Below are 24,004 nucleotides of genomic sequence, written 5' to 3'. Positions count from 1 at the left end.
CGGTGGAACTGCCAGAAGAAGAGGTGAAGGATCTGCTGTGCCGTGCGCGCCAACCGGTGAGCTTGGAGACGAAGGTGGGCGACGGTGATGACACCGAACTGCTGGACCTGCTGGCAGGAGATGCGGAACTGCCGGAGGAGCGGGTGGATGGAGAGTGCCTAAAGGGCGACCTGCGAGCGCTGCTGGAGCAACTGCCGGAGCTGCAGGGGCGGGTGCTGAAGATGCGCTATGGCATCCCCTGCGCCGACAACCCTGAGGGTGGCGAGCCGATGAGCCTCACCGGTATCGGCCGCATCCTCGGCATCAGCCGTGATCGGGTGCGCAACCTGGAGCGTGACGGCCTGGCCGGCCTGCGCCGCATCAGCGATGCCGTAGAGGCTTACGTAGCAGGTTGAGCCTGGGTTGCTGCGATCAAGCAGTAGGCCAGCGACATGGCACCAGGGTCTGGATGTCCCAGGCTGCGGCTGCCATGGGGGCGTGCTCGCCCCAATTTTGGCAGCATTTCTGCGGTTGCTTTAGCCGCCACTAGGCAGGTTTCCGCAGCGTTCTGCAGGGCTTGATCGAGGGCCACTCCGGCCTGCAGCTCCGAGCGCAGCTGTAGGCAGTAGGGCTGGAGGGCATCCACCATGGTTTTGTCGCCGGGAACCGCCTTGCCGAGGCCGACCACGGCCTGTAGGGCGGCGTCGAAAGCTGCTGCAATCTCTGTAGCTCCAACTTCACTTGCTTGAGCTATCGAGTTGCCGGCAGCCAGCAGGGCTCCACCCCATAGGGCTCCGGAGGTGCCACCGCCGTGGTCAGACCAGGCTTCTCCTGCTTCCATCAGCACTTCCCCGGTGCTGCAGCACCGGGTGCAGGCGTGGATGGCGCTCTGCCGGGCGCCCCGAATGCCCCGCAGCATTCCGAGGCCATGGTCACCATCGCCGGCCACGGCATCTAGAGCCCCGAGTTCCTCAGCCCGCTGCTCCAAGGCCTTTTCCACCGCCTCGAAGCGGGCCAGTAGGGAGTTTTGGGCTGCTGTGAACTCTGGGCTGTCTTGCGTAGCAGTCTTGCTGACAGCTGTTTGCTGTTTGGAGTCCAGTTCCGCCGCGGGATCTGCCGCCGGGATAGGGCTAAGGGCGCCCCGGCGGAAGGCAGCGCTATCGGCGGGGGCGCTCCAGAAGCCTTCCAGTTCCGCATCCAACCAGCAGAGGCTGAGTGAAACTCCGGCCATATCCAGGCTGGTGACCAACTCGCCGCACTCACAGTCGGCCAGCACCACCCCCCTGGCCAGGAGCTCCTGGTTTACGGCCCCGAAGAGCACGAACAGCTCTTCGTATTTGAAGCTGCCCAGCCCGTTCAGCAGCACCACCAGCCGTTGCTGGTCCTCGGGTACATCCGCCGGCCGTTCGGCCAGCAGCTGTTCCACCAGTAGTGCCGCCAAGTTGTCGGCATCGGTGAGGGGCCCTTCCGACAGCCCCGGTTCGCCGTGGAGCCCCATGCCAATGGCCATGCGGCCGCTGGGCACTTCAAATAACGGCTGGCTGGCTCCCGGCAGGGTGCAGCCACTGAAGGCCACCCCCAGGCTGCGGGTGCGGCCATTGGCTTTGCGGGCCAGCCGCTCCACCTCGTCGAGGGGCAGTCCGGCTTCGGCGGCCGCACCTGCCACCTTGTACACAACTAAGCCACCGGCGATGCCACGCCGCAGTTCTGGTTGGTCGATGGGGGCGCTGGCGATGTCGTCGGTGACCGTCACGATGCGCACGTCGATTCCCTGGCGGCGCAGCCTTTCGGCTCCGAGCGTGAAGTGCAACACGTCTCCGGCGTAGTTGCCGAAGCTCAGCAGCAGGCCTGCTCCCCGTTCCACGGCCGATCCCACCCGCAGCACCTGACCTGCCGAGGGCGAAGCAAAGATGTTGCCGCAAACGGCCCCGGCGGCCAGACCCCGGCCCACCAGGCCGGCAAAGGCTGGATAGTGGCCGGAGCCGCCGCCCACGACGACACCCACCTGGCCGCTGGGGATCGGTGCTAAGCGGATCACGCCGCCATCGGTGCGCTGAACGTGGCGGGGATGGGCAGCCACAAAGCCGTCGATGGCTTTGCTGGCGAAGTCCTCGGGTTCTGTAGGCAGGTAGCTCATGGCGCCAAAATATTCGGGCTCAATTGGCCGTGCCACAAACGTTTACGGGGCGCTGTCTACGCTGCCGCCCATGCCGCTGCCACGCCGTGATGGATGCCCCCAGCGAGTTGCCGTTCCAGGTGATCGGCGTGGGGGTGGTGCGCAACGGCGCCGGTGAGGTGCTGATCGATCAGCGGCTCAATGAGGGTTTGCTGGGGGGGCTGTGGGAATTTCCTGGTGGCAAGCAGGAGCCGGGTGAGCCGATCGTTGAAACGATCCGCCGTGAGTTGGAGGAGGAGTTGGCGATTGAGGTGGAGGTGGGCGAGGAGCTGATCGTGGTGGAGCACGCCTACAGCCATAAGAGGTTGTGCTTTGTGGTGCATCTCTGCACCTGGTTGAGCGGCGAGCCCCAGCCGCTGGCCTCCCAGCAGGTGCGCTGGGTGCGGCCTGAGCAGCTGGGCGAATATCCCTTCCCGGCGGCTAACACCCAGATTATTGCTGCGCTGTTGGCGGCGGCCCCTTCATTCGCGGCAGCTAGCTAAGCCAAGACTTAGCTAGTCAAATAAAACAGCAAGCTGCCCCGGTCGGTCGATCAGCTCGGCGAACGCACCTCAATCAGGCGTCCAGCTTCTGGGTTGAAGGGGTCGCTCAAGCTGAGCTGGATCTGCCAGCAGCCGGCCGGTGCGCTGCTGAGTCGCTCGGGCCACTCCACCGCCAGCAGGGCGCCTAGGGATCGAGCTTCCTCCTCCTCCTGGGCAAATAGTTCGTCGGCGGCGGCGGGCAGCTCCAGCCGGTAGAGATCGAGGTGCACCAGCCCGCCGCCCTTCGGCAGCGTGTAGTGCTGGGCGAGGGCGAAGGTGGGGCTGGTGATTGGTTCCTCAATTCCGAGGCCGGCGGCCAGGCCCTGCACCAGGCAGGTTTTGCCGGCCCCCAAGTCACCTGCCAGCAAAAGGATGCTGCCAGCGGGTAGACGCAGCGCCAGTTGCCGCCCGAAGGACTGGGTGGCGGCGGCATCTCTTAGGGCTTGCATCACAGGGCTTGGATCACGGGGCTTGGATCACGAGAGTTGAGGTGCTCCTTGTAGATTGCATTTTCAGCGAGCCCGAAGCCTCGGCGTCTCCGCAGATATTTCCAAACCACGCCCTCCCAGCCGGGAGCGAGCAGTACCCCAACAAAACCCATGGTGGCTTCACCCGCCTCAACGGCCTCCGCGCCCGTGCTGCACAGCACCAACACCTATGTGATTGCCGATCTCGGCCTGGCCGATTTTGGCCGCAAGGAGATTGCAATTGCTGAAACTGAGATGCCTGGCCTAATGGCCCTGCGCTCCAGGTTTGGCGCTGAGCAGCCCCTCAAGGGCGCGCGCATTGCAGGTTCCCTGCATATGACGATTCAGACTGCGGTTCTGATTGAAACTTTGGTCGCCCTTGGCGCCGAAGTGCGCTGGGCCAGCTGCAACATCTTTTCAACCCAGGATCACGCTGCTGCCGCGATTGCTGCGGCCAACGTTCCAGTGTTTGCCTACAAGGGCGAAACCCTTGATGAGTATTGGGCCTTCACCCACCGCATTCTTGAGTGGGGCGATGGCGGCACGCCCAACATGATTCTTGACGACGGTGGCGATGCCACTGGACTCGTGGTGCTGGGTTCGAAGGCTGAAAGCGATCTTTCAGTTCTAGATAACCCCTCTAACGAAGAGGAGACTGCCCTCTTCAACAGCATTCGCCAAAAGCTGGCCGCCCAGCCTGGCTTCTACTCCCGCATCTACGCCGAAATTCAGGGCGTTACCGAGGAGACCACCACCGGTGTGGCCCGTCTCTATCAAATGCAGAAGAGCGGTGAGCTGCCCTTCCCGGCGATCAACGTCAACGATTCGGTTACCAAGAGCAAGTTTGACAACCTTTATGGTTGCCGCGAATCCCTGGTGGACAGCATCAAGCGCGCCACTGATGTGATGGTGGCCGGCAAGGTTGCCTTGGTGCTTGGCTACGGCGATGTGGGTAAGGGCTCAGCTCAGTCCCTGCGCGGTCTTGGCGCCACGGTGATGATCGCCGAAGTTGACCCCATCTGCGCCCTGCAGGCCGCAATGGAGGGCTATCGCGTCGTGCGTCTTGATGACGTGGTGGGCGATGTGGACATCTTCGTGACTGCCACGGGCAACTTCAAGGTGATCCGCCACGAGCACCTGATTCAGATGAAGGATCAGGCGATCGTTTGCAACATCGGTCACTTCGACAATGAGATCGATGTGGCATCCCTCAAGCAGTACGCCTGGGACAACATCAAGCCTCAGGTTGATCACATCTTGCTGCCCAGCGGCAACAAAATCATTCTTCTGGCTGAGGGCCGTTTGGTGAATTTGGGTTGCGCTACAGGCCATCCCAGTTTTGTGATGAGCGCCTCCTTCACCAACCAGGTGCTGGCTCAAATTGAGCTGTTCACCAAGGGCGACCAGTATGCCAAGCAGGTGTATGTGCTTCCAAAGCACCTCGATGAGATGGTGGCCCGCTTCCACCTCGACAAGATCGGCGCCAAGCTCACCGAGCTCTCCCAGGAGCAGGCCGATTACATCAACGTGCCGGTAGCCGGGCCCTACAAGCTCGATCACTACCGCTACTGAGGCGAGCCCGATGGGGATTGGCGAACTGGTGCAACAGCTGCCTCAGCTGATCGGTGCGGCAGTGGAGGCCAATCCCTGGCTTGGTTATGGAGCGATCTTTGCGGCGATGTTCCTTGAGAACCTCTTCCCGCCGATCCCCTCCGAATTGATTATGCCCCTCGGGGGCTTTTATGTGCAGCAGGGCCAATTGGCCCTGCTGCCAGTAGTAGTGGCGGGGCTGCTCGGCACCGTGCTGGGGGCTTTGCCTTGGTATGGCATTGGCCGGCTGATAAACGAGCAGCGCCTTGAGCAATGGCTGGCGCGCCACGGCCGCTGGATTGGTATTAGCCCTAAGGAGCTGCACCGCAGCCGCGATTGGTTTGCCAAATACGGCACCGCTTTGGTGTTTTGGGGCCGGCTTGTGCCTGGCATCCGCACCTTGATATCGGTGCCCGCGGGCATCGAGATGATGCCCATAGCGCCTTTCCTGCTTTGGACCACGGCCGGCAGCCTTATCTGGACCCTATCGCTCACCTTGGCGGGCCTGGCCCTGGGTGAGGGCTACACAAATGTGGAGCAGTGGATCGAGCCGGTGGCCAAGGCTGTGAAGCTGGTGCTGTTGCTGGCCTTGGCCGCTGGCGCCGTCTGGCTGGGGCTGCGCATCTGGAAGAAGCGCCGCGATTCCCACTGAGCCAGACCCGGCTTAGAAGGGCACTTCCTCCTCGCTTGGAGAGCCACCACCGAAGCCTCCTCCCATGCCACTTCCCATGCCGCCGCCACCTTCGGCGTCGCGTTTAGAGCCGAGCAATTCCAGCCGGTCTACCCGGATCACGGGCTTGGTGCGCTCCTCACCGCTGGCCCTGTCGGTCCAGCGGTCAAGCTTGAAGCTGCCGATGATGCCCACCAGGGCCCCTTTGCGGACATAGTCGGCGGCTACCTGGGCTTGTTTGCCCCAGATTTCGAGGTTGAACCAGTCGGGCTCGTCGTCACGGCTGCGGCGGTTGACGGCGAGGGTGAGGTTGGCCACCACACTGCCTGATTCGAAATAGCGGACTTCGGGGTCGCGGCCGGCCCGGCCGACAAGGGTGATGGAATTCACGCCCATGGTTGATGTCTCCTGTTGCTGATGGATCAATGATGCGGCACCCGGTTCGGCTGCCACCTTTCATCAGTTCCACCGTTAGAGCCGTCTGTAACACCCTCGTATGATTCGGCCCTTGCAGGCCGGGCGTCCGTGTTTTTCCGTCGTTTCCAGTTTTCGCGCGATATCGGTATTGATCTGGGCACCGCCAACACCCTGATCTTCGTGTCGGGCAAAGGCATCGTGCTCCAGGAGCCCTCTGTGGTGGCCATGGATCTGGAGCGGGGTGTGCCCCTGGCCGTGGGTGATGAGGCCAAGATGATGCTGGGCCGAACCCCCGGCAACATTCGCGCCGTGCGGCCCCTGCGTGACGGCGTGATCGCCGACTTCGACGCCGCCGAGCAGATGATCAAAACCTTTATTCGCAAGGCCAATGAAGGCCGCGGCATCGTGGCGCCCCGATTGGTGATCGGCATCCCCAGTGGAGTTACAGGTGTGGAGCGCCGTGCTGTGCGGGAAGCCGGCCTGGCCGGCGCCCGTGAGGTGCACCTAATTGATGAGCCGGTGGCGGCCGCCATCGGCGCGGGCCTGCCCGTCACCGAGGCGGTGGGCACCATGATTGTTGATATAGGTGGCGGCACCACTGAAGTGGCCGTGCTCAGCCTGGGCGGCACCGTGCTGAGCGAGTCGGTGCGGGTGGCTGGCGACGAACTCAGTGACGCCATAGGCGTCTATCTCAAGAAGGTGCACAACCTGGTGGTGGGCGAGCGCACCGCCGAGGACATCAAGATCCGCATCGGCTCCGCCTTCCCTGACGATGCCCACGACAACACCTCCATGGATGTGCGCGGCCTGCACCTGCTCTCCGGTCTGCCCCGCACCATCAACGTCCGCGCCGGCGATATTCGCGAGGCCATGGCCGAACCCCTCAACGTGATCGTGGAAGCCGTTAAGCGCACATTGGAGCGCACGCCGCCTGAGCTGGCCGCCGACATCGTCGATCGCGGCATCATGCTGGCCGGTGGTGGTGCCCAAGTGCGCGGCATCACCGACCTGATCAGCCACGAGACCGGCATCCTTACCCATGTGGCAGAAGACCCGCTGCTGTGCGTGGTGAACGGCTGCGGCATGGTGCTTGAGGACTACAAGCGGCTGCAGCGCGTGCTCGACACCCCTGACTTCGTGCGTCAGACCGCCTGATCCCGATGCAGGCCGGCCGCAGGCTTCGCCTTCCCGCCCTGGGCGCTGTAGTTCAGGCCTGGCCCTGGGCCTTGCTGGTGCTGGCCCTGCTGGCCGTGCGGCTCAGCAAAGGAGTGGGTTTTACTGATGCTTACGCCCTGTTGAGCAGGCCTTTCTGGCCCGGTAGTGCCCAGGGTGAGTGGGTGCGTAGCGGCCAGGCTCTCAACGATCAAACCCGCTTGCGCCAGCTGGATGCCGACAACCGACGGCTGCGCAGCTTGCTCGAGCTGCAGGGTCAGGGGGGCCGCGAATTGGCGGCAGCAGTGATCTCGCGCCAGACAGGGGGCTGGTGGCAGCAGCTCGTGATTGGCCGCGGCGAGTTGCAGGGCCTACGGCCCGGCATGGCGGTGACGGCGCCGGGGGGGCTGATTGGCAGGATTGCCGGCGTTACTCCCACTACTGCCAGCGTCACCCTGCTAACCGATCCCGGCAGCCGGGTTGGCGTCTGGGTGGGACGGGTTCGGCGCCATGGTTTGCTCACGGGAATTGGCACCAGCCGCCCCTTGCTGCGCTTTCTGGAGAAGGATCCAGGCGTGCGCCCGGGGGATGTGGTCGTCACCTCCCCCGCCAGCACCCTGGTGCCTCCCAACCTCACGGTGGGTGTGATCCAGTCGGTCGACGACCGGGCCGTACCGGCGACCGAGGCCGTGGTGCAGCTGAGTGCTCCGCTTGAGGCGGTCGACTGGGTGCAGGTGCGGCTGCCATGAGTCGGCTGGCCCGCCACGGTTGGTGTGTGGCTACGGCTTTAGTAGTGCCCTGGCTGGTGCTTGCTGCGCCCGGGCCCCTAAAGCTGGCGGGCATTCCCCCGGCTTGGTCCGTGCTTTGGCTGCTGCCCTGGGCCCTGGCCGATGGACCCCTCTCCGGCGCCCTGGCTGGGGCTGGGCTGGGACTGCTGCTTGATGCTTTGCACCCCGGGTCTATTACGCAGATTCCTGCCCTGGCCCTGCTGGGCTGGTGGTGGGGCCGGCTGGGCCGCCAGGGGCCGCCGATCGAGCGCAGCTTCAGTCTTGGCCTGCTGGCCCTGTTGGGTGCGGCCCTGCTTGGCGGCAGCCTGATTTTGCAGAGCCGGTTGCTGGGCCCCTGGCCCCTTGAGCCCGCATTGCACACCTGGCTGGCCCAAACCCTGCTCACGGCCCTGCTGGCACCGCTGCTTTGCTCCCTGCAGCTGCTGCTCTGGCGCCAGCAGATCCAGGGCGGGCGAGGCTGAGTAGATGGCATTGATCCAGACACGGCGGCGTTTCCTTGAGCTTCTTGGTGGCGGCTCCGCTGCTGCCCTGCTGGCAGCGGGCCTGGGCAGTTGTGGCAGGACTGGTCCGGGGACTGATTCCGCGGCGGCCCAGGTGCTGAATTTCTGGACCCTGGACCTGGCCCCCAAGTTCAACGGCTATTTGCGGGAGCTGATCGCAGCCTGGGAGGGCCAGAACCCCGGGTTGCAGGTGCGCTGGACCGACGTGCCTTGGAGCTCGGTAGAGCGCAAGTTGCTGGCGGCTGTGTTTGCCCGCACCGCCCCGGACCTGGTGAATCTCAACCCCCCTTTCGCGGCCAACCTGGCCAGCAAGGGGGGGCTGCTTGATCTAAGTGATGTGCTGCCGGAGGGGGCTGCTGATGCCTATTTGCCAGCGATCTGGGAGGCAGGCCGCCAGGGGCAGGGGGGCCAGCAATTTGCCATTCCTTGGTATTTGACCGCGCGGATCACCATGGCCAACCGCCGGCTGCTTGAGCGGGCCGGCTACAGCGCCCCACCGGCTTCCTGGGACCAGGTGCCGGCCTTTGCCGAGGCCGTGCGCCGCCGCACGGGCCGCTACGCCTTGTTTGTCACCGTGGTGCCCGACGACTCCGCCGAGCTGCTCGAGACCCTGGTGCAGATGGGGGTGAAGTTGCTGGATGGGGAGCAACGAGCCGCCTTTAATAGCCCCGCAGGGCGGCGTGCCTTTGCCTTCTGGAGTGACCTCTACCGTCGCGGTCTGCTGCCGCGGGAGGTGGTGAGCCAGGGCTACCGGAGAGCCATCGAGCTCTACCAATCGGGCGACCTGGCCCAGGTGGCCACGGGCCCCGACTTCCTGCGCAACCTGCAGACCAATGCTCCCGGCATTGCAGCGGTCACGGCACCCTTTGCGCCGCTCACGGGTGCCAGCGCTGAGGCCAACGTGGCGGTGATGAATCTGGTGGTGCCCAAGCAGAGCGTCCTGGCGGCCGAAGCGGCCCGCTTCGCCCTATTTCTCACCAATGGCCCCAACCAGTTGGCCTTCGCCGAGCAGGCGCGGGTGCTGCCCTCCAACCGGCAAGCCCTGCAGCAGCTGGAGGCCAGCCTGGCGACTGCTACTGCTCTTGGGGCTGGGGCTGGGGCGCAAGAGGCCCTGGTTCAGCGGGCCCGGTTGCTGTCGGCCCAGGCTCTTCGCCAGGCCAGGGTGCTGGTGCCTGCGAGCCCGGGGGTGAAACGACTGCAGGCGATTGTGTACACCCAGCTGCAGCGCGCCATGCTTGGCCAGGTGGCCAGTGATGCGGCCTTGACTGCTGCGGCTGACGAGTGGAACCGCTACTCCCGAGCCCGTTGGGGGTGACCCCAGGGGGCATCGAGCGGTATGGTTACGATTCTTCATCCCGGCGCACCGCCCATGCCTTCGGAGGACAGGCCCATTTCAGACGCCTTCTCCGATTCCCTGGGGCCTGCCCCGGTCGAGCCCAAAGCCACCGTGATGGTGGTAGATGACGAAGCCGCCGTGCGCCGGGTGCTGGTGATGCGCTTGCAGCTGGCTGGCTACAGGGTGATCTGCGCTGAGGACGGCGAGGAAGCCCTCAGCCTGTTTCACCAAGAGCAGCCCGATCTCGTCGTGCTCGATGTGATGCTGCCCAAGTTGGACGGCTTTGCGGTTTGCCGCCGGCTGCGGGCTGAATCCTGCGTGCCGATCATTTTCCTCTCGGCCCTTGATGCAATCGCCGAGCGGGTGTCGGGCCTAGACCTCGGGGCTGACGACTATCTGCCCAAGCCTTTCAGCCCCAAGGAGCTCGAAGCCCGCATCGCCACAATTTTGCGACGGGTTGGCCGCGGTTCAGCCTCTGCCGAGCCTCGCGAGGTGCCCAGCGGCAGCGGTGTGCTGCGGGTGGGTGATCTGGTGGTGGACACCAACCGCCGCCAAGTGACCCGCGACAGCGAGCGCATCGGGCTTACCTACACCGAATTCAGCCTGCTTGAGCTGCTGTTCCGAGAACCGGGTCGGGTGGTGCCCCGGGCCGAAATCCTTGAGCAGCTTTGGGGCTATCCCCCCCGCCGCGCCGCCGACTTGCGGGTGGTGGACGTGTACGTAGCTCGCCTGCGCGGCAAACTCGAGCCCGACCCCCGCAATCCGGAGCTGATCCTCACGGTTCGCGGCACTGGCTACGCCTCCCAGCGGATGGCGGAAGCAAGCCTGGCTGCAAACGGCTAGCGCTCCTGCAGGATGGGCCGATTCAGTCCCCTGTCTGCCTTGTCGGATCTGCGCGAGACCCGTCTGGAGAAAGCCGCCGCCCTAGCCGCCCTCGGCCAGGGTCCCTACGGCCTGCGCTTTGAGCCCAGCCACCGCACGGCGGCTTTGCAGCAGGACCATGTCGACCTAGCCAACGGAGAGGAGCGGCAACTGGAAGTGGCCGTGGCAGGCCGGGTGATGACTCGCCGCGTGATGGGCAAGCTCGCCTTCTTCACCCTGGCTGATGAAACCGGTCCGATTCAGCTGTTTATTGAGAAGCCCACCCTCGAGGCGTCCATGCCGGAGGACCCCGAGGCTTTCGCTCACCTCACTTCTTTGGTGGATGCCGGTGACCTGATCGGCGTGCAGGGCAGCCTGCGCCGCACCGATCGCGGTGAGCTTTCGGTGAAGGTCAAGGGCTGGACCATGCTCTGCAAGAGCCTCCAGCCCCTGCCCGATAAGTGGCACGGCCTGGCGGATGTGGAGAAGCGCTACCGCCAGCGCTACTTGGATCTGATCGTGTCGCCCCACACCCGCGAAACCTTCCGGCGCCGGGCCGTGGCGGTGAGCTCCATGCGTCGCTGGCTCGATGAGCGCGACTTTTTGGAGATCGAAACGCCGGTGCTGCAGAGCGTGCCCGGTGGTGCTGATGCTCGCCCGTTTGAGACGCACCACAACGCCCTCGATCTACCCCTCACCCTGCGCATCGCCACCGAGCTGCACCTCAAGCGGCTGGTAGTGGGCGGCTTTGAGCGGGTCTACGAGCTGGGGCGCATCTTTCGCAACGAGGGGATCAGCACCCGCCACAACCCCGAGTTCACCTCGGTGGAGATCTACCAGGCTTATGCCGACTACACCGACATGATGGCGCTCACTGAGCAGCTGATTGCCCACGTATGCCAACAGGTGTGCGGTAGCACCGAGATCAGCTATCAGGGCACCGACATCGACCTGGCGCCCCCTTGGCGGCGGGCCACCATGCACGAGTTGGTGCAAGCCGCCACCGGCCTTGATTTCAATTCTTTTGATAGCCGAGAGGCAGCGGCTGCAGCCATGGGAGCCCAGGGGCTGGAGGTGCCAGCCCTGGCCGATTCCGTCGGCCGGTTGTTGGTGGAGGCCTTCGAGCAGCGAGTGGAGGCGGATCTGATCCAGCCAACCTTCGTGATCGACTACCCCGTGGAGAACTCACCCCTGGCCCGAGCCCATCGCAGCAAGCCCGGCATGGTGGAGCGGTTTGAGCTTTTCATCGTGGGCCGTGAAACCGCCAACGCCTTCAGCGAGTTGATCGATCCGGTGGACCAGCGCCAGCGGCTTGAGGCCCAGCAGGAGCGCCGTGCTGCCGGCGACGAAGAGGCGCAAGGCGTTGACGAGGACTTCATCCAAGCACTGGAGGTGGGTATGCCCCCCACGGGCGGCCTGGGAATTGGCATTGATCGACTGGTGATGCTTCTCACCGACAGCCCCTCGATCCGTGATGTGATCGCCTTCCCCCTCTTACGTCCGGAGGTGCGTTCGGAGGCCCGTCAGGAGGTTGGGCCTGGCGCAATGGGATAATCCCTCTAGTAGGCAATCTCCCCCATCCGGGGTCAGCGATTCCATGAGTGGCGAGCGCGTTGGTTTTCGCTTCAAACACGCGGATGCTGTGGTGAAGCGCAACCCCCAGGGTCGCTCGCGCCGGGGCTGGGTGATGGAGCCGGTGGAGCAGACCACCAGCCGTGGCACCAAGATGCCCGCCTACCGAATTCGTTGGCGGGATAGTGAACGTCCCGAGATCGTGCTGCAGCACATGCTGATCGCCGATCCCGATCCCACTCCGCCACCCGATGGCGTCAGCCTGGTGCCCCCGGCGCCCAAGGCTTGAACGCCCAAAGGCTTGAACGCCAAAAGGCTTGAAGGTCAACAGGCCTTACCACAAGCCAGCTCGATCAACTCCAGCCCCGTAGCCGATAGATCGCCAGCCCCAAGTGCTCCTTCAGGGCCAAGGTGCTCAGGTAGAGCGCTTCGGCGTCGGGCAACAAACTCTTGAGCGTGTTGCCCAAGGTGGGTTTGCCGTAGTGGGCACGATCCGGCAGCTGGTAGTCGCAGGCGACCGGCACCACCGTCAGGCCGCTGCGCCGCTGGAAGGTGGCCAGAGAGCGGGGCATGTGAAAAGCACTGGTGACCAGCAGAACCCGGGTCCAGCCCCGCCGCCGGCCCAGGGCGCCGATGTCGCGAGCCTCCTCGGCGGTGGTGCGGGAGCCGGGGTTGATCAGGATCCGATCGGCTGGCAGCCCTAGCTCCTGGGCCAGATCCCTTGCCCAGAGCGCTTCAGGTGGGGCGGGATCATGGCCCGTGAAGCTCACCCGTCCACCGCTGGTCACCAGCAGGGGAGCCAGGCCCCTGCGCACCAGTTGCACGCCGCGCAGCAGCCTGTCGCCCCCTTCCGCCACTTCGACACCCTGCCGGGGTGGCAGGGCCGGCCGCAAGCCGCCGCCCAGCACCACCACCGCGTCGGCACGGGGCAGCTGCCGCGGGGTGAGCGCCGCCGCCCGATCCTCCAAGCCCCAGATCAGCTGGCGGCTGCTGAGCGGCATGGCACACAGCCAGATCAGTCCCACCCCCGTGCCACTTAGCCAGAGGCTGGCCTGACGTCGCCGGCGACTGCCTTGCTCACTGCCTTTGGCCGCCGCAGCCAGGCCCAGGAGTTGTAGCAGCAGCCCTAGACCCAGCGGGTAGAGCAGCAACGGCAGCAGTTTGGACAACAGAAAACCCATGGCGGCAGGTGGTTGGGCTGGGCGTCAGCGGCTGTGATTGTGGGCTCTCCAGGATTCTGTACAGCCTGTACGGAATACAGCAGGGCTCGGGCTTGGAACGCGTCGAACGGTGGAGCGACACGACAGGAGACTCCGGCGTAGCTCTGCTTTTGTTTTCAGCCCTGGCGCCGGCGCAACGTCTCCAAGGCCTGTTCGGCCTCGAAGCTGGCCCAGTCCTGCTCCAGGCTGGAGGCCTTTGGCGGGCGGGGACGGCTCTCCAGTTCGCGCAGATCGCGCTCCACGGCCGCGAAGCTCACCCCCAGTTCCCCGAGGCGTTGCCAGCGCAGCCGGCCCTGTTCCATCAGGCCCAGCTGGTGGGCTTCAGCCCGCTCGGCCAGGGCTGTGGCGCCGGCGGCGCGGGTCTTGGCAAGCCGTTCCTGCCAGCAGCGGATTTCAGCGGCCAATTGCAGCAGGGCCTGGCGCTCCTGTTCCGCCTGCCTTTGCAACTGGCGCCGCTGCCCCACCAGTCGGGCCTGGCGATCCCGCGCTTCCTGCTCGCCAAGCAGGGCTTCCTGGCTGGGGTTGGCGGCGAGAAAGGCCGCAAGTTGCTGATCCAGCTGCGCCTCCAGCTCGTCGAGCCAGCTCACGGGGCGGGCTGCCCGGCGGGCGTGGTGATCAATGGCGCCTCGATCTCTTGCTGGAGCGGTGTGATCGCCGCTTCGCGGGAGCGCAGCAGCAGCTGGGTGAGTCGGGCGATTGCCCCTTCGCCTAGGTCCTGGCTGCCGATGCGATCAAAGGCGCCCCTATACAGCTCCTCCAGCTCGGTGATCAGGCCCTCGCGCACCTGGCGCATGGTGGCCCGTTGCTCTTCACGACCCATGGATCTCCTACCTGATGTCAGGAGTCTGCCGTCACCAGCAGGTGCAGCGAAAGGTCGTCGGCCGGATCGCTCCAACGGCCAGCGCCCCGCCAGCCGGCGCGGGCGGCGAGGGCGAGGAAGGCCACCGGGTCGTACTTGACGCTGTACTCAGTGATCAGCGGCTCGCCCACCGCAAAGCTCCAGGCCTCCCCCGCCAGCTGCACGGTTTGCGCTTCGCGGCTCACCAGGGCCATGGCGATGCGGCTGTGCTCGGGTTGCCACCGGGCGGAGTAGGCGAAGGCGTCGGGGTTGAAGCTGCCCGCCAGGTCGCGGTTGAGCCGTATCAGCAGGTTGCGGGCAAAGGCCGCCGACACGCCGGCGGCATCGTTGTAGGCGGCCTCCAACCGTGCCACGGCTTTGGGCTGGTCGATGCCGATCAGCAGCCTGGCGCCAGGGCCCAGCAGTTGGCCCAGCTGCTGCAGCAGCGCCTGCGCTTCCTCGGGGCTGAAGTTGCCGATTGAGCTGCCTGGATAGAAACCCAAGCGCCGCTGGCCGCTGAGTAAGGGGTGCTCGGGCAGCTGCCGCAGGGCGCTGTAGTCGCAACAGATGCCGAGCACGGGCACTGCCGGGTGGCGCGCCTGCAGGGCCACGCAGCTCTGCTGAAGATGATCGGCGCTGATGTCGAGGGCTACATAGGCCGGTGGCTGCAGCGCCTCGAGCAGGGGCCCCACCTTGCGGGCATTGCCGGCGCCAAACTCCAATAGCACCCCTTCCCCAAGGGCCGCCGCCAGCCCAGGCGCCCGCGCTTCCAGCAGGGCAGTTTCGGTGCGGGTGAGCCCGTATTCCGGCTGCTCGCAGATCGCCTCAAACAGCCGTGAGCCTTCGGCGTCGTACAGCAGCCAGGCCGGCAGCTGACGCGGTTGCTGGGCCATGCCCTCGCGCACCAGCCGCCGCATGTCGGCCGGTTCGGGGTGGAGGTCGATCAGTTGCATGTCAGCCGCCATCGCGGGCTAGGCGTAGGCCACCGGCCAGCCAGCGGCTCGCCGGTGGATAGAAGTTGCGGTAGGTGAGCCGTTCGTGGCCAGGCGGGGTGAGGAAGCAGCTGCCGCGCAGCACCATCTGGGAACTCATGAACTTGCCGTTGTATTCCCCTACCCCCCCGGCCGCTGGCGCGAAGCCCGGATAGGGCCGGTAGGGGCTGGCGCTCCACTGCCAGAGCACCCCGAAGGCCTGGTCAAGTTGGGGTGCCAGCAGCTCCCATTCGGCTTCGCCCGGCAGCCGGGCACCCGCCCAGCGGGCGTAGGCATCGGCTTCAAACCAGCTCAGGTGCCGCACCGGCAACTCGGGGCGCCGCGGCTGACGCCCCGCCAGTGAAAACTCCTCGTCGCCGTCGCGCCAGTAGCGCGGTCCCTGCCAGCCTCGGGCTTGCGCCACCGCCCAGCCCTCGCTCATCCACAGCTCCGGCCTCTTGTAGCCGCCATCGGCAATGAAGGTTGCAAATTCGCCGTTGCTCACCAAACGGGAGCTAAGCGCAAAGGGTTCGAGCCATTGGCGGTGCCTGGGCGCCTCGTTGTCGAAATGAAAGCTGCCACCTGGATGGCCGATCTCCACCAGCCCCCCCTCGTGCTGCAGCCAGGTGGGCTCTTGGGCAACGCTCGCTTGATAGGCAGCCTCCGGCTCTGGGCCATATGCCGGCTCGAGCGGGTTGCGGCTGAAGCCATCCAGCAGGTCCATCAGCAGCAGCTCCTGGTGCTGCTGCTCGTGCTGCAGCCCCAGTTCCACCAGCTCCAGCCGGGGATCGCCCGGCTCCAGCTGCTCCAGCAGGCTGAGCAGGGCCCCATCCAGCCGCTGCCGCCAGGCCAGCACCTCGGCCAGGGCCGGCCGGCTGAGCAGGCCCCGCTGGGGCCGGGGGTGGCGGGCTCCTACTGAGTCGTAATAGCTGTTGAAAAGAAAGCCCCAGGCCTCTGGCGACACGGGGCTGCGCAGCACAAACTGCTCAAAAAACCAGGTGGTGTGGCCCAGGTGCCACTTGGGCGGGCTGGCATCGGCCATGCCCTGCAGGCACACGTCTTCGGGCTGCAGGGGAGCCACAAGCTCGAGGCTGCGTTGGCGCACCTGCGCATAGCGCGCCTTCAGCTCCTGCCCCATGCCGCTGCCGCCAATCTGGGGCTAATTCAGGCCCGACCTTAGGGACCTTGCCTACGATCCCGCCACGCATTGCACGCGGATATGGCCGGCATCACTTCAGGGTTCGTGGGCGCCGTTGGCAACACGCCCCTGATCCGGCTCAATGCCCTGAGCGAGCAAACGGGCTGCGAGATCCTCGGCAAGGCCGAGTTCATGAATCCTGGGGGGTCGGTGAAGGATCGCGCCGCCCTGGGCATCCTGCTGGAGGCGGAGGAGCAGGGGCTGCTGCAGCCTGGAGGCACGGTGGTGGAAGGCACCGCTGGCAACACCGGCATTGGCCTCACCCACCTCTGCAACGCCCGCGGCTACCGGGCCCTGATCGTGATTCCCGACACCCAGTCGGCTGAGAAGATCGGCCTGCTGCGCAGCCTTGGCGCCGAGGTGCGCACGGTGCCGGCGGTGTCTTACCGCGACCCCAACAACTACGTGCGGCTTTCGGGCCGTATCGCCGCCGAAACGCCAGGGGCAGTGTGGGCCAACCAGTTCGACAACCTGGCTAACCGCCGCGCTCACTTCAACTCCACCGGCCCGGAGATCTGGCAGCAAACCGATGGGGCGGTGGATGCCTGGGTGGCGGCCACTGGCACCGGCGGCACCTATGCCGGGGTTGCCCTGTATTTGAAGCAGCAGAACCCAGCCGTGCGCTGCGTGCTGGCCGACCCCCACGGCAGTGCCCTACACAGCTGGGCCAGCCGGGGTGAGCTGGTCAGTGAGGGAAGTTCGATTACCGAGGGGATTGGCAACAGCCGCGTTACCGCCAACCTGGAGGGTGCTCCCATCGATGATGCAGTGCGCATCGACGACCAGACCGCGCTCGAGACGATCTATCAGCTGCTGTGGCAGGAGGGCCTGTTTTTGGGCGGCTCGGTGGGCATCAATGTGGCCGCGGCGGTGGAAACGGCCCGGCGGCTTGGTCCTGGTCACACGATCGTGACCGTGTTGTGCGATAGCGGCGATCGCTACCGATCTCGGCTTTATGAAGCCGATTGGCTGGTGGGCAAGGGGTTACACCAACCCCTGCGGCCCTCGCTGGAGGTGGGCTGATGGCGGTGCAGGTGGGTCAGTTGATCGGCGAGCGCTACCGGCTCGAGCAACGCCTCAGCTCCGCCCCGCCGGCAGAGGCTCCCCAGGGGGAACTCTGGCGCGCTAGCGATCAGCTAGCCGCCGAGGCGCCGATGGCCTTGCGGCTGCTGGGCCCAGCGATCGACCCGGCTCGGGCGCGCCAGCTCTGGGGCCAGCTGCAGGGGCTGCTCCATCCCCAGGTGCCCCGGCTCGGGGCGGCCATTCAGGCCCAGGAGGGTTTGTGGCTGGTGCGCGAATGGCAGGCCGGCCGTACCTACCAACTGCTGCTGCAGGCCCGTGCCGAGCGCCAGTTGGTCTTCGGTGCCGGCGAGGTGCTGCTGCTGCTGCGCCAGCTGCTGCCGGTGCTGGCCGTGTTGCATAGCCAGGCGCTGGTGCACGGCGACCTCAGCCCCGCCAACCTGTTGCGCCGCGACAGCGACGGGCTGCCGGTCTTGCTCGATTTCGGCCTGGTGGCAGGCACGGCCGCCGCTACCCCGGGCTACGCCCCACCCGAGCGGGTTCGGGTCGCCGATCCCGAGCCCTGGATGGACCTGCACGCCCTTGGGGTGGTGGCCCTGGTGCTGCTCAGCGGCGAGGAGCCCGGCCGGCTACTGGATCCGGTCACCATGGACTGGCGCTGGCCGGCGGCCCTCACGGCTGAACCGGCCTTGCAGGCTCAAATCGGCCGCTTGCTGGAGCGCCAGCCCGGCGAGCGCTTCGCTTCCGCCTTCCAGGCCCTGGCTGCCTTTCAGGCCATACCCATGCCAGAGAGCACCGGTCCGGTGCCCCGCGCCGACCGCACCGTCGCCCTGGTGCCCCCACCACCTCCCGCACCTGCACCTCCAGCACCAGCACCTCCAGCACCAGCACCCGCAGCACCAGCACCCGCAGCACCTGAAGCTCCTGCTGAACCCGCACTGGAGCCGCCCCAGCCGCCTTCGCCCTCGTTGCGTAGCCGCTTGGAGGAGCGCGAGGAGGTCGCTGAAGGCGGCGTCTGGCCGGTGGTGATTGCCCTGGTGCTGTCGGCGGTCGTGGGCACTGCCCTGGGCTGGTGGTGGCTGAGCCGCGGTCGCTTGACCATGCCCATTCCTGATGCGGCCCTGCAGTTGCCCAACAGCCTGCCGCCGGCGGAGGTGGATCAGCGCCAGCAGCTGCTTAACCGGCTGAGGGCTATGCAGGTGGATCGGGGCTGGTTCTTGAAGTTGGTGGATGCCAGCCTGCTGGCCCAGTTTCCAGAGCGGGGCGGCCGCCTGCCCAGCGATTCCCTCGACGACTCCCCTCTGCGCAAGGTTTGGAATGAGCTTGCAGAGGAGTGGCTGGCTCGGGTGGAGCAGCTACCCCTCGAGATTCGGCGCCGCTTGGGTTCCTACACAAACGGTGACTGGGAGAAGCGTCAGCAGGCCCTGGTTAGCCAGGGACTCAGCTCGGCGGTGTTGCGCCAGCTGGTGTCGGGCAGTGCCCAGAGCCTGCTGCCCGGCCGCCCCGGCGCTGACATCCCTGCCGAGCCATTTCGCCAGCTGTGGTTTGCCGCGGCGGAGCAGGGCCTGGCCAACGTGCAGATCGAGGCGATTCAGGCCCAGGCCCAGGCAACCCAGGTGATTTCAGCTCAGGTGGAGGCTGGTGGTGCCCGGCTGTTCCCGGTGCGGTTGCCGCCGGGCTATCGCCTGGTGCTGGGCGTGAACGGCTCGCCCTTGATGCAGATGAGTGTGTTTGGTGCCGATGGCGAGCTGCTGGAAGCCAAGGGGCCCCTGCGGGTGGTCAGTTTGGGGGTGCAAAAGAACTCCCCAGTGCAGTTGCTGGTGACCAACGAGGGCGTGGCGCCGGCTCTGATCACCCTGTCGTTGCGGGCCGATCCGCCCCCTGTCGAGACGCCGCCGGTGGCCGTCCCCGAACCCTCACCGCAGGCGCCGGCGGCCCAGCCAGAGCCTCCCCAGGCTCCGGCAGTGCTCGAACAGCCCGCCGCCGCGCCACCACCGCCCGTGCCACCGCCAGTGAACTGACTCCAGCGAGGGGGTGGGGTGTTGGGCATCTCCCGGGTTCAGTGAAAGTTGTACGGAATCCGGGAGGCATATGGGCGGGTAGGTCGAGCGCTCCGGCCCCCCAATTCAGAGCCGGGCGATTGCGGCCTTGGCGTCCTTGATGTCCTGCTTGCGCCGCTCCTCGTGACGCTTGTCGTGCAGCTTGCGGCCCTTGGCCAGACCGATTGTCAACTTGATCCAGGAGCCCTTGAGATGCAGGTTCAGGGGAATCAGGGTGAGGCCTTTTTGATCTAGGCCAATCCGCAATTTGTCAATTTCGCGGCGGTGGGCCAGCAATTTGCGCACCCGCAACGGCTCGTGGTTAAAAAATGCGCTGGCATGGCTGTGGGGCGAAATGTGCACGTTGTGCAGCTGCAGTTCTCCCTTGCGAATCAGGCAGAAGCCATCGCGCAGGTTTGATTGCCCGGCCCGGATCGACTTCACCTCGGTGCCAAATAGCTCCAGGCCACACTCCAGGGTTTCCAGAATTTCGTATTGATGCCGGGCAAAGCGGTTGTCAGCCAGCAGCTTGTTGGCGGCATCGCGCTGGGCCTTAGCGCTCTTCTTGCCCCCGCCCTTGGCCATCGCTGCTCCGCAACCGTCCCCTTGATCTCCCGACCCTAGGGAGCCCCCGGTACCCTCGCTGCATGGCCATCGTCTCCTCGGGATCTTCGGCGCCCCGCGGCCGCCCCAGCCGCGACGAGCCACCAGCGCGTCTTGTGGATCCCGCTCCCGTGCTCGAGGAGCTCCCCTCTGTAGCCAGTGGCCTGCCCCGGGAGGACAGTCTCCGTCCCAAGCGCCTTGCCGATTACATCGGCCAGAGCGAGCTCAAGCAGGTGCTGGCCATCGCGGTGGAGGCCACCCGCGCCCGCCAAGAGGCCCTCGACCACGTGCTGCTCTACGGCCCACCGGGCCTGGGCAAAACCACCATGGCTTTGGTGCTGGCTGAGGAGTTGGGCGTGCGCTGCCGCATCACCAGCGCCCCGGCCATAGAGCGCCCTCGCGACATCGTTGGCCTGCTGGTCAACCTGCAGCCCCATGAGCTGCTGTTCATCGACGAGATTCATCGGCTCAACCGGGTGGCTGAGGAAATTCTTTATCCAGCGATGGAGGATTACCGCCTCGATCTCACCGTGGGTAAGGGCACGACGGCCCGCACCCGCAGCCTGGATCTGCCCCCTTTCACGCTTGTTGGCGCCACCACTCGGGCCGGATCGCTGAGTTCACCGCTGCGGGATCGCTTCGGCCTGATTCAGCGGCTTGAGTTCTACGGACTCGATGAGCTTCAGCAAATTGTGGAGCGGGCTGCTGGCCTGCTCCAGATCAAGCTGGAGGGTGGGGCCGCCTTGGAAGTTGCCCGCCGCTGTCGCGGCACCCCCCGCATTGCCAATCGCCTGCTGCGTCGGGTGCGCGATGTGGCATCGGTGCGGGGCCATGGCCGCATCGGAGCGCCCCTAGTTGCGGAGGCCCTAAGCCTGCATCGCGTTGACGACCGCGGCCTCGATGCCAGTGACCGGCGTTTGCTCACCTTGATGCTCGAGGGCTACGGCGGCGGCCCCGTGGGCCTCGACACCCTGGCTGCCGGTCTCGGCGAAGATTCCTCCACCCTCGAAGCGGTGGTGGAGCCCTACCTGTTGCAGCTGGGTTTTCTGCAGCGCACCCCCCGGGGCCGGCTGGTTACCCCGGCGGGCCGCAACCACCTGGGCTGGCCGGCTAATGCGGCCGCATGACCAGCAGCCAACAATGATTCCTACGTTGTTTTCCTTGCTGCTGGGCCTGCAACTGCTGCTGCCCCAGCTATTTGATCAGGCCCTCAGCGCCAGCCGGCAGGGGCGCTTTGATGAGGCTCTACCCCTCTGGAACCAGGTGCTGGAGGTGGCCCCGGAGGATGCGGCGGCCTGGAGTAATCGCGGCAATGTGCAGCTCGCCCTGGGCGATCCCCGCGCTGCTATTGCTGACCAGACCAAGGCGATGCAGCTCGACGGCGAGAGCCCCGATCCCCACCTCAATCGCGGCACAGCCGAGGAGGCCCTGGGCCAGTGGGCTGCCGCCGAAGCCGACTATCGCTGGATCCTGGAGCGCGCCCCCAGCGATGAGGGTGAACCGCGCGCCTCGGCCCTCTACAACCTCGGCAACGTGCAGGGCTCCCTGGGTGACTGGCAGGAGGCGCGCCGTTGCTTTGAAGCCGCTTCCCTAGCTAGGCCAGGCTTTGCCATGGCCCGCTCCAGTGCCGCCCTGGCGGCCTTCCAGCTGGGCGATCGCGCTGAGGCCGAGCGGCAGCTGCGCAACCTGATCCGCCGCTATCCCCTGTTTGCTGATGCCCGAGCTGGTCTCACCGCCCTGCTCTGGCAGAAGGGGGCTCGCGGTGAGGCCGAAAGCAACTGGGCCGCGGCCTCCGGCCTCGATCCCCGCTACCGGCAGCAAGAATGGTTGCTTGCGACGCGGCGTTGGCCCCCCGAGCCGGTGGCAGCTCTGGCGCAATTCCTCGCTTTGGCCCCCTGAACGATGGCCCTCGAATGACGGCAACACCCTGCAGCTGGAATTGGCAGGCCCTGGGGCTTGAGCAGGCCTTGGCCGAGGTGCTGCCGGAGCTGATCCAGTTGCGGCGTCATATCCATCGCCATCCCGAGCTAAGTGGCCATGAGCAGCAGACCGCTGCCCTGGTGGCAGGTGAGCTGCGGCGCTGGGGTTGGCAGGTGCGCGAGGGTGTCGGCCGCACCGGCGTGCTGGCGGAGTTGGGGCCAGAGCAGGGGCTTGATGGCTTGCCCGCCCCCCTGGTGGCCCTGCGGGTGGATATGGATGCCCTGCCTGTGGAGGAGCGCACCGGCCTCGACTACGCCTCCACCCAGCAGGGCCTGATGCATGCCTGCGGCCACGACCTGCATACCGCCGTGGGGCTGGGGGTGGCCTACCTGCTGGCGGAGCTTGCCGAGCGCCACCCCGAGCTGTTCACGGCCAGGGTGCGGCTGTTGTTTCAGCCCGCTGAGGAAACGGCCCAGGGGGCGGCCTGGATGAAGGCCGATGGCGCCATGGACGGCGTGGCAGCCCTGTTTGGTGTGCACGTGTTTCCCAGCCTGGCGGCGGGCACGATCGGCGTGCGCAGCGGCAGCCTTACGGCGGCGGCCGGTGAGCTGGAGGTGGAGGTGCTGGGCGAGGGCGGCCACGGCGCCCGGCCCCACCAGAGCACTGACGCCATTTGGATTGCGGCGCGGGTGGTGAGTGGTCTGCAGGAGGCGATCAGCCGCCGCCTTGATGCCCTGCATCCGGTGGTGGTGAGTTTCGGGCGGATCGAGGGCGGTAAGGCTTTCAACGTGATCGCCGACCATGTGCGCCTGCTCGGCACGGTGCGCTGCCTCGACACCGACGTGCACGCCCAGCTGCCAGGGTGGATCGAAGACACGGTGCAGGCCCTCTGCCGCGGCCATGGCGGCGAGGCCCGGGTCCGCTATCGGGTGATTTCACCGCCCGTGCACAACGACCCTGCCCTCACCGAGCTGGTGGCGGATGCTGGGGTGGAGCTGCTCGGCCGCCAGCAGGTGCAGTGGCTCGAGCAGCCGTCTTTGGGAGCAGAGGATTTCGCCGAACTGCTCGATGGCATCCGCGGCACCATGTTTCGGCTGGGGGTGGCGGGGCCTCAGGGCTGCACGCCGTTGCATAGCAACAGCTTCGCTCCGGACGAAGCGGCCCTGCCGGTGGGCATTGGCGTGCTCACCTTGAGCCTGTTGCGCTGGATGGAGCGGCGCCCGTGAGGCAAAGGCCCTGGCTGCGGGGGTTGCTGGCCCTCTCCTCGCCCCTTTTGATCCTGCTGGCATTGCTTGTGCTGCTGCAGCGCCGCGGCGTCGATCGGATCCCAGCCCTGCCGGCCCTACTGATCGGCACCGGCCTGCTTGTTACCAGTGCCGTGGGGCGGCGGCGGCGACGGCGTGAGCTGCTGGCGGCCCTGCGCCACGATGGGGATGTATGACCAATCCCTCCCCCGATCTATCGGCCCTACGTGAGGCCATCCTTTGCGGAGACCCCAGCCGGGCCATGCCCGCCCTGGTGGGTTTGCGGGAGGTGGCGGTGGAGCAGGCCGTGCCATTACTGCTGCTCGGGCTGGAGCAGAGCATGTTCATGGTGCGCTCGCTCAGCTGCGCTGGCCTCGGGGTGAAGCAAAACGAGGCCGGCTGGCAGGCGCTGGTGGCCGCGATGCAGGGCGATGAGGACGCCAATGTGCGGGCCGAAGCTGCTAACTCCCTGGTGAGCCACAGCCTTGAGAGGGCCTGGCCCCTGCTGCGTGATGGGTTTGCAGCCGATCAGCAGTGGCTGGTGCGCTGCAGCATCCTTTCGGCTCTTGCTGAGCAGCCAGCCATTGATCCGGCCTGGTTGCTGGAGCTGGCTTCGATGGCGATCACAGACGCCGATGGCACGGTGCGGGTGGGCGGCGCCGAGATCCTGGCTCGCCTGGTGCGGGAGCAGGGCGATGCCAAATCCCGGGCCCTTTTGCAGCAGCTCCAGGCCGACCCCGACCACCGGGTGGTGGCCGCGGCGCTCAATGGTCTGCAGAGCTAGGTTGGATGGGTCACTAGGGGTGCCCCGCTGCCAGCCTTAACCAGTTGTGCAGCTTCGGGCTGAGATCACACCCTCCGAACCTGATCCGGGTCATGCCGGCGCAGGGAAGTGGAATTGGATTGTGAAACCACTCTCAGG

26 protein-coding genes, 1 pseudogene and 1 riboswitch are annotated in these 24,004 nt (G+C 66.2%); of the genes and pseudogenes, 18 read left to right on the top strand and 9 right to left on the bottom strand.

Annotation, left to right across the window (positions count from 1 at the left end):
- Positions 1–395, top strand: a 395-nt coding sequence (locus tag KBZ22_RS07845) for a sigma factor-like helix-turn-helix DNA-binding protein (RefSeq protein WP_315858603.1), incomplete at its 5' end; no start/stop codon positions are given.
- Here the strand turns inward: KBZ22_RS07845 and KBZ22_RS07840 are convergent.
- Entirely contained in the window at positions 380–2,116 is a 1,737-nt protein-coding gene (locus KBZ22_RS07840) for a dihydroxyacetone kinase family protein (RefSeq protein ID WP_255021617.1), read from the bottom strand. The genes KBZ22_RS07845 and KBZ22_RS07840 overlap by 16 nt on opposite strands.
- 86 nt (positions 2,117–2,202) lie before the next feature.
- On the opposite strand from KBZ22_RS07840, the pseudogene mutT reads away from it, so the two are divergent.
- Positions 2,203–2,637 (top strand): annotated as a pseudogene (mutT, locus tag KBZ22_RS07835) (8-oxo-dGTP diphosphatase MutT); the annotation flags it as partial.
- Positions 2,638–2,687: 50 nt separating this feature from the next.
- Here the strand turns inward: mutT and tsaE are convergent.
- Positions 2,688–3,125: a tRNA (adenosine(37)-N6)-threonylcarbamoyltransferase complex ATPase subunit type 1 TsaE gene (gene tsaE, locus KBZ22_RS07830; protein WP_255021616.1), complete on the bottom strand. Its 438-nt coding sequence runs from the start codon at positions 3,123–3,125 to the stop codon at positions 2,688–2,690.
- Between the two features lie 150 nt (positions 3,126–3,275).
- On the opposite strand from tsaE, the gene ahcY reads away from it, so the two are divergent.
- Positions 3,276–4,715 (top strand): adenosylhomocysteinase, encoded by a 1,440-nt coding sequence (gene ahcY, locus KBZ22_RS07825; protein WP_255021615.1) that lies wholly within the window; start codon positions 3,276–3,278, stop codon positions 4,713–4,715.
- Positions 4,716–4,725: 10 nt separating this feature from the next.
- Positions 4,726–5,385 carry a DedA family protein gene (locus KBZ22_RS07820; protein ID WP_255021614.1) on the top strand — a complete coding sequence of 220 codons (660 nt, stop codon included), beginning with the start codon at positions 4,726–4,728 and terminating at the stop codon, positions 5,383–5,385.
- 12 nt (positions 5,386–5,397) lie between these two features.
- Here KBZ22_RS07820 and KBZ22_RS07815 read toward each other — a convergent pair whose 3' ends face one another.
- Positions 5,398–5,799 (bottom strand): single-stranded DNA-binding protein, encoded by a 402-nt coding sequence (locus KBZ22_RS07815; protein WP_254941433.1) that lies wholly within the window; start codon positions 5,797–5,799, stop codon positions 5,398–5,400.
- 129 nt (positions 5,800–5,928) lie between these two features.
- Between KBZ22_RS07815 and KBZ22_RS07810 the strand changes: the two genes are divergently transcribed.
- From KBZ22_RS07810 to KBZ22_RS07780, 7 genes are read left to right on the top strand one after another with little or no spacing between them, the layout of a single operon-like run.
- The gene (locus KBZ22_RS07810) at positions 5,929–6,975 is read left to right on the top strand and encodes a rod shape-determining protein (RefSeq protein ID WP_106632915.1); all 1,047 of its coding nucleotides are present in this window, start codon (positions 5,929–5,931) and stop codon (positions 6,973–6,975) included.
- 5 nt (positions 6,976–6,980) lie between these two features.
- Positions 6,981–7,721 carry a rod shape-determining protein MreC gene (gene mreC / locus KBZ22_RS07805; RefSeq protein WP_254941434.1) on the top strand — a complete coding sequence of 247 codons (741 nt, stop codon included), beginning with the start codon at positions 6,981–6,983 and terminating at the stop codon, positions 7,719–7,721.
- Positions 7,718–8,221: a rod shape-determining protein MreD gene (locus tag KBZ22_RS07800; protein WP_106632917.1), complete on the top strand. Its 504-nt coding sequence runs from the start codon at positions 7,718–7,720 to the stop codon at positions 8,219–8,221. The genes mreC and KBZ22_RS07800 overlap by 4 nt, the downstream gene beginning before the upstream one ends.
- 4 nt (positions 8,222–8,225) lie before the next feature.
- The gene (locus KBZ22_RS07795; protein ID WP_255021613.1) at positions 8,226–9,575 is read left to right on the top strand and encodes an ABC transporter substrate-binding protein; all 1,350 of its coding nucleotides are present in this window, start codon (positions 8,226–8,228) and stop codon (positions 9,573–9,575) included.
- A 54-nt stretch (positions 9,576–9,629) separates the two neighbouring features.
- A complete protein-coding gene (rpaB, locus tag KBZ22_RS07790; RefSeq protein WP_396093328.1) occupies positions 9,630–10,439 on the top strand; it encodes a response regulator transcription factor RpaB in 810 nt (269 codons plus the stop codon).
- A 39-nt stretch (positions 10,440–10,478) separates the two neighbouring features.
- Positions 10,479–12,011, top strand: coding sequence for a lysine--tRNA ligase (lysS, locus tag KBZ22_RS07785; protein WP_255021612.1), 1,533 nt, complete (start codon positions 10,479–10,481; stop codon positions 12,009–12,011).
- A 43-nt stretch (positions 12,012–12,054) separates the two neighbouring features.
- Complete coding sequence (locus KBZ22_RS07780; RefSeq protein WP_094559041.1) at positions 12,055–12,318, top strand: hypothetical protein; 264 nt, start codon at positions 12,055–12,057, stop codon at positions 12,316–12,318.
- A 64-nt stretch (positions 12,319–12,382) separates the two neighbouring features.
- Here the strand turns inward: KBZ22_RS07780 and KBZ22_RS07775 are convergent, their stop codons facing one another.
- The 5 genes from KBZ22_RS07775 to egtB form a co-directional block, all read right to left on the bottom strand.
- The gene (locus tag KBZ22_RS07775; protein WP_255021611.1) at positions 12,383–13,210 is read right to left on the bottom strand and encodes a YdcF family protein; all 828 of its coding nucleotides are present in this window, start codon (positions 13,208–13,210) and stop codon (positions 12,383–12,385) included.
- 155 nt (positions 13,211–13,365) lie between these two features.
- Positions 13,366–13,836, bottom strand: a complete 471-nt coding sequence (locus KBZ22_RS07770; RefSeq protein WP_255021610.1) for a hercynine metabolism protein — start codon at positions 13,834–13,836, stop codon at positions 13,366–13,368.
- On the bottom strand, positions 13,833–14,069 hold the full coding sequence (locus KBZ22_RS07765) for a hercynine metabolism small protein (protein WP_254941439.1): 237 nt from the start codon (positions 14,067–14,069) through the stop codon (positions 13,833–13,835). Before KBZ22_RS07765 ends, KBZ22_RS07770 begins: the two co-directional genes overlap by 4 nt.
- Before the next feature lie 17 nt (positions 14,070–14,086).
- Positions 14,087–15,040 (bottom strand): L-histidine N(alpha)-methyltransferase, encoded by a 954-nt coding sequence (egtD, locus tag KBZ22_RS07760; protein ID WP_255021609.1) that lies wholly within the window; start codon positions 15,038–15,040, stop codon positions 14,087–14,089.
- A 1-nt stretch (position 15,041) separates the two neighbouring features.
- Positions 15,042–16,196, bottom strand: a complete 1,155-nt coding sequence (gene egtB, locus KBZ22_RS07755; RefSeq protein ID WP_255021608.1) for an ergothioneine biosynthesis protein EgtB — start codon at positions 16,194–16,196, stop codon at positions 15,042–15,044.
- A gap of 81 nt (positions 16,197–16,277) precedes the next feature.
- Here egtB and KBZ22_RS07750 point away from each other — a divergent pair, with 81 nt between their 5' ends.
- Together KBZ22_RS07750 and KBZ22_RS07745 are read left to right on the top strand one after the other, a co-directional pair.
- Entirely contained in the window at positions 16,278–17,279 is a 1,002-nt protein-coding gene (locus KBZ22_RS07750; protein WP_255021607.1) for a cysteine synthase A, read from the top strand.
- On the top strand, positions 17,279–19,297 hold the full coding sequence (locus KBZ22_RS07745) for a protein kinase domain-containing protein (RefSeq protein WP_255021606.1): 2,019 nt from the start codon (positions 17,279–17,281) through the stop codon (positions 19,295–19,297). The genes KBZ22_RS07750 and KBZ22_RS07745 overlap by 1 nt, the downstream gene beginning before the upstream one ends.
- Before the next feature lie 105 nt (positions 19,298–19,402).
- Here KBZ22_RS07745 and smpB read toward each other — a convergent pair whose 3' ends face one another.
- On the bottom strand, positions 19,403–19,900 hold the full coding sequence (gene smpB, locus KBZ22_RS07740) for an SsrA-binding protein SmpB (RefSeq protein ID WP_254929619.1): 498 nt from the start codon (positions 19,898–19,900) through the stop codon (positions 19,403–19,405).
- Positions 19,901–19,962: 62 nt separating this feature from the next.
- Here smpB and ruvB point away from each other — a divergent pair, with 62 nt between their 5' ends.
- Genes ruvB through KBZ22_RS07715 form a run of 5 tightly spaced genes read left to right on the top strand, consistent with a single transcriptional unit; the run spans position 19,963 to position 23,866 of the window.
- The gene (gene ruvB, locus KBZ22_RS07735; protein WP_255021605.1) at positions 19,963–21,045 is read left to right on the top strand and encodes a Holliday junction branch migration DNA helicase RuvB; all 1,083 of its coding nucleotides are present in this window, start codon (positions 19,963–19,965) and stop codon (positions 21,043–21,045) included.
- A gap of 13 nt (positions 21,046–21,058) precedes the next feature.
- Entirely contained in the window at positions 21,059–21,817 is a 759-nt protein-coding gene (locus tag KBZ22_RS07730) for a tetratricopeptide repeat protein (protein WP_255021604.1), read from the top strand.
- Positions 21,818–21,831: 14 nt separating this feature from the next.
- Positions 21,832–23,064: an amidohydrolase gene (locus KBZ22_RS07725; protein WP_254941445.1), complete on the top strand. Its 1,233-nt coding sequence runs from the start codon at positions 21,832–21,834 to the stop codon at positions 23,062–23,064.
- A complete protein-coding gene (locus KBZ22_RS07720; protein ID WP_241518347.1) occupies positions 23,061–23,279 on the top strand; it encodes a DUF3188 domain-containing protein in 219 nt (72 codons plus the stop codon). Before KBZ22_RS07725 ends, KBZ22_RS07720 begins: the two co-directional genes overlap by 4 nt.
- Positions 23,276–23,866: a HEAT repeat domain-containing protein gene (locus KBZ22_RS07715; protein WP_255021603.1), complete on the top strand. Its 591-nt coding sequence runs from the start codon at positions 23,276–23,278 to the stop codon at positions 23,864–23,866. The genes KBZ22_RS07720 and KBZ22_RS07715 overlap by 4 nt, the downstream gene beginning before the upstream one ends.
- Before the next feature lie 5 nt (positions 23,867–23,871).
- A riboswitch (TPP riboswitch) is annotated at positions 23,872–23,990 on the top strand.
- Positions 23,991–24,004: the final 14 nt, after the last annotated feature.

Source organism: Cyanobium sp. L1E-Cus (genome assembly GCF_024345755.1).
In the GTDB taxonomy this organism is placed as follows: domain Bacteria; phylum Cyanobacteriota; class Cyanobacteriia; order PCC-6307; family Cyanobiaceae; genus Cyanobium_A; species Cyanobium_A usitatum.
The sequence above is the reverse complement of the archived record's forward strand: the minus strand, read 5'-3'. Positions and strand labels throughout refer to the sequence as shown.

What these genes read in the sequence shown, in the direction of transcription:
- ruvB (WP_255021605.1), top strand. Translation starts at nt 19,963, where the DNA reads ATGGCCATCGTCTCCTCGGGATCTTCGGCGCCCCGCGGCCGCCCCAGC.
- KBZ22_RS07765 (WP_254941439.1), bottom strand. Translation starts at nt 14,069, where the DNA reads ATGGGTCGTGAAGAGCAACGGGCCACCATGCGCCAGGTGCGCGAGGGC.
- KBZ22_RS07730 (WP_255021604.1), top strand. Translation starts at nt 21,059, where the DNA reads ATGATTCCTACGTTGTTTTCCTTGCTGCTGGGCCTGCAACTGCTGCTG.
- KBZ22_RS07750 (WP_255021607.1), top strand. Translation starts at nt 16,278, where the DNA reads ATGGCCGGCATCACTTCAGGGTTCGTGGGCGCCGTTGGCAACACGCCC.
- smpB (WP_254929619.1), bottom strand. Translation starts at nt 19,900, where the DNA reads ATGGCCAAGGGCGGGGGCAAGAAGAGCGCTAAGGCCCAGCGCGATGCC.
- KBZ22_RS07725 (WP_254941445.1), top strand. Translation starts at nt 21,832, where the DNA reads ATGACGGCAACACCCTGCAGCTGGAATTGGCAGGCCCTGGGGCTTGAG.
- KBZ22_RS07775 (WP_255021611.1), bottom strand. Translation starts at nt 13,210, where the DNA reads ATGGGTTTTCTGTTGTCCAAACTGCTGCCGTTGCTGCTCTACCCGCTG.
- KBZ22_RS07715 (WP_255021603.1), top strand. Translation starts at nt 23,276, where the DNA reads ATGACCAATCCCTCCCCCGATCTATCGGCCCTACGTGAGGCCATCCTT.
- KBZ22_RS07780 (WP_094559041.1), top strand. Translation starts at nt 12,055, where the DNA reads ATGAGTGGCGAGCGCGTTGGTTTTCGCTTCAAACACGCGGATGCTGTG.
- rpaB (WP_396093328.1), top strand. Translation starts at nt 9,630, where the DNA reads ATGCCTTCGGAGGACAGGCCCATTTCAGACGCCTTCTCCGATTCCCTG.
- KBZ22_RS07795 (WP_255021613.1), top strand. Translation starts at nt 8,226, where the DNA reads ATGGCATTGATCCAGACACGGCGGCGTTTCCTTGAGCTTCTTGGTGGC.
- KBZ22_RS07800 (WP_106632917.1), top strand. Translation starts at nt 7,718, where the DNA reads ATGAGTCGGCTGGCCCGCCACGGTTGGTGTGTGGCTACGGCTTTAGTA.
- tsaE (WP_255021616.1), bottom strand. Translation starts at nt 3,125, where the DNA reads ATGCAAGCCCTAAGAGATGCCGCCGCCACCCAGTCCTTCGGGCGGCAA.
- egtB (WP_255021608.1), bottom strand. Translation starts at nt 16,196, where the DNA reads ATGGGGCAGGAGCTGAAGGCGCGCTATGCGCAGGTGCGCCAACGCAGC.
- KBZ22_RS07745 (WP_255021606.1), top strand. Translation starts at nt 17,279, where the DNA reads ATGGCGGTGCAGGTGGGTCAGTTGATCGGCGAGCGCTACCGGCTCGAG.
- ahcY (WP_255021615.1), top strand. Translation starts at nt 3,276, where the DNA reads ATGGTGGCTTCACCCGCCTCAACGGCCTCCGCGCCCGTGCTGCACAGC.
- KBZ22_RS07840 (WP_255021617.1), bottom strand. Translation starts at nt 2,116, where the DNA reads ATGAGCTACCTGCCTACAGAACCCGAGGACTTCGCCAGCAAAGCCATC.
- mreC (WP_254941434.1), top strand. Translation starts at nt 6,981, where the DNA reads ATGCAGGCCGGCCGCAGGCTTCGCCTTCCCGCCCTGGGCGCTGTAGTT.
- egtD (WP_255021609.1), bottom strand. Translation starts at nt 15,040, where the DNA reads ATGCAACTGATCGACCTCCACCCCGAACCGGCCGACATGCGGCGGCTG.
- KBZ22_RS07820 (WP_255021614.1), top strand. Translation starts at nt 4,726, where the DNA reads ATGGGGATTGGCGAACTGGTGCAACAGCTGCCTCAGCTGATCGGTGCG.
- KBZ22_RS07815 (WP_254941433.1), bottom strand. Translation starts at nt 5,799, where the DNA reads ATGGGCGTGAATTCCATCACCCTTGTCGGCCGGGCCGGCCGCGACCCC.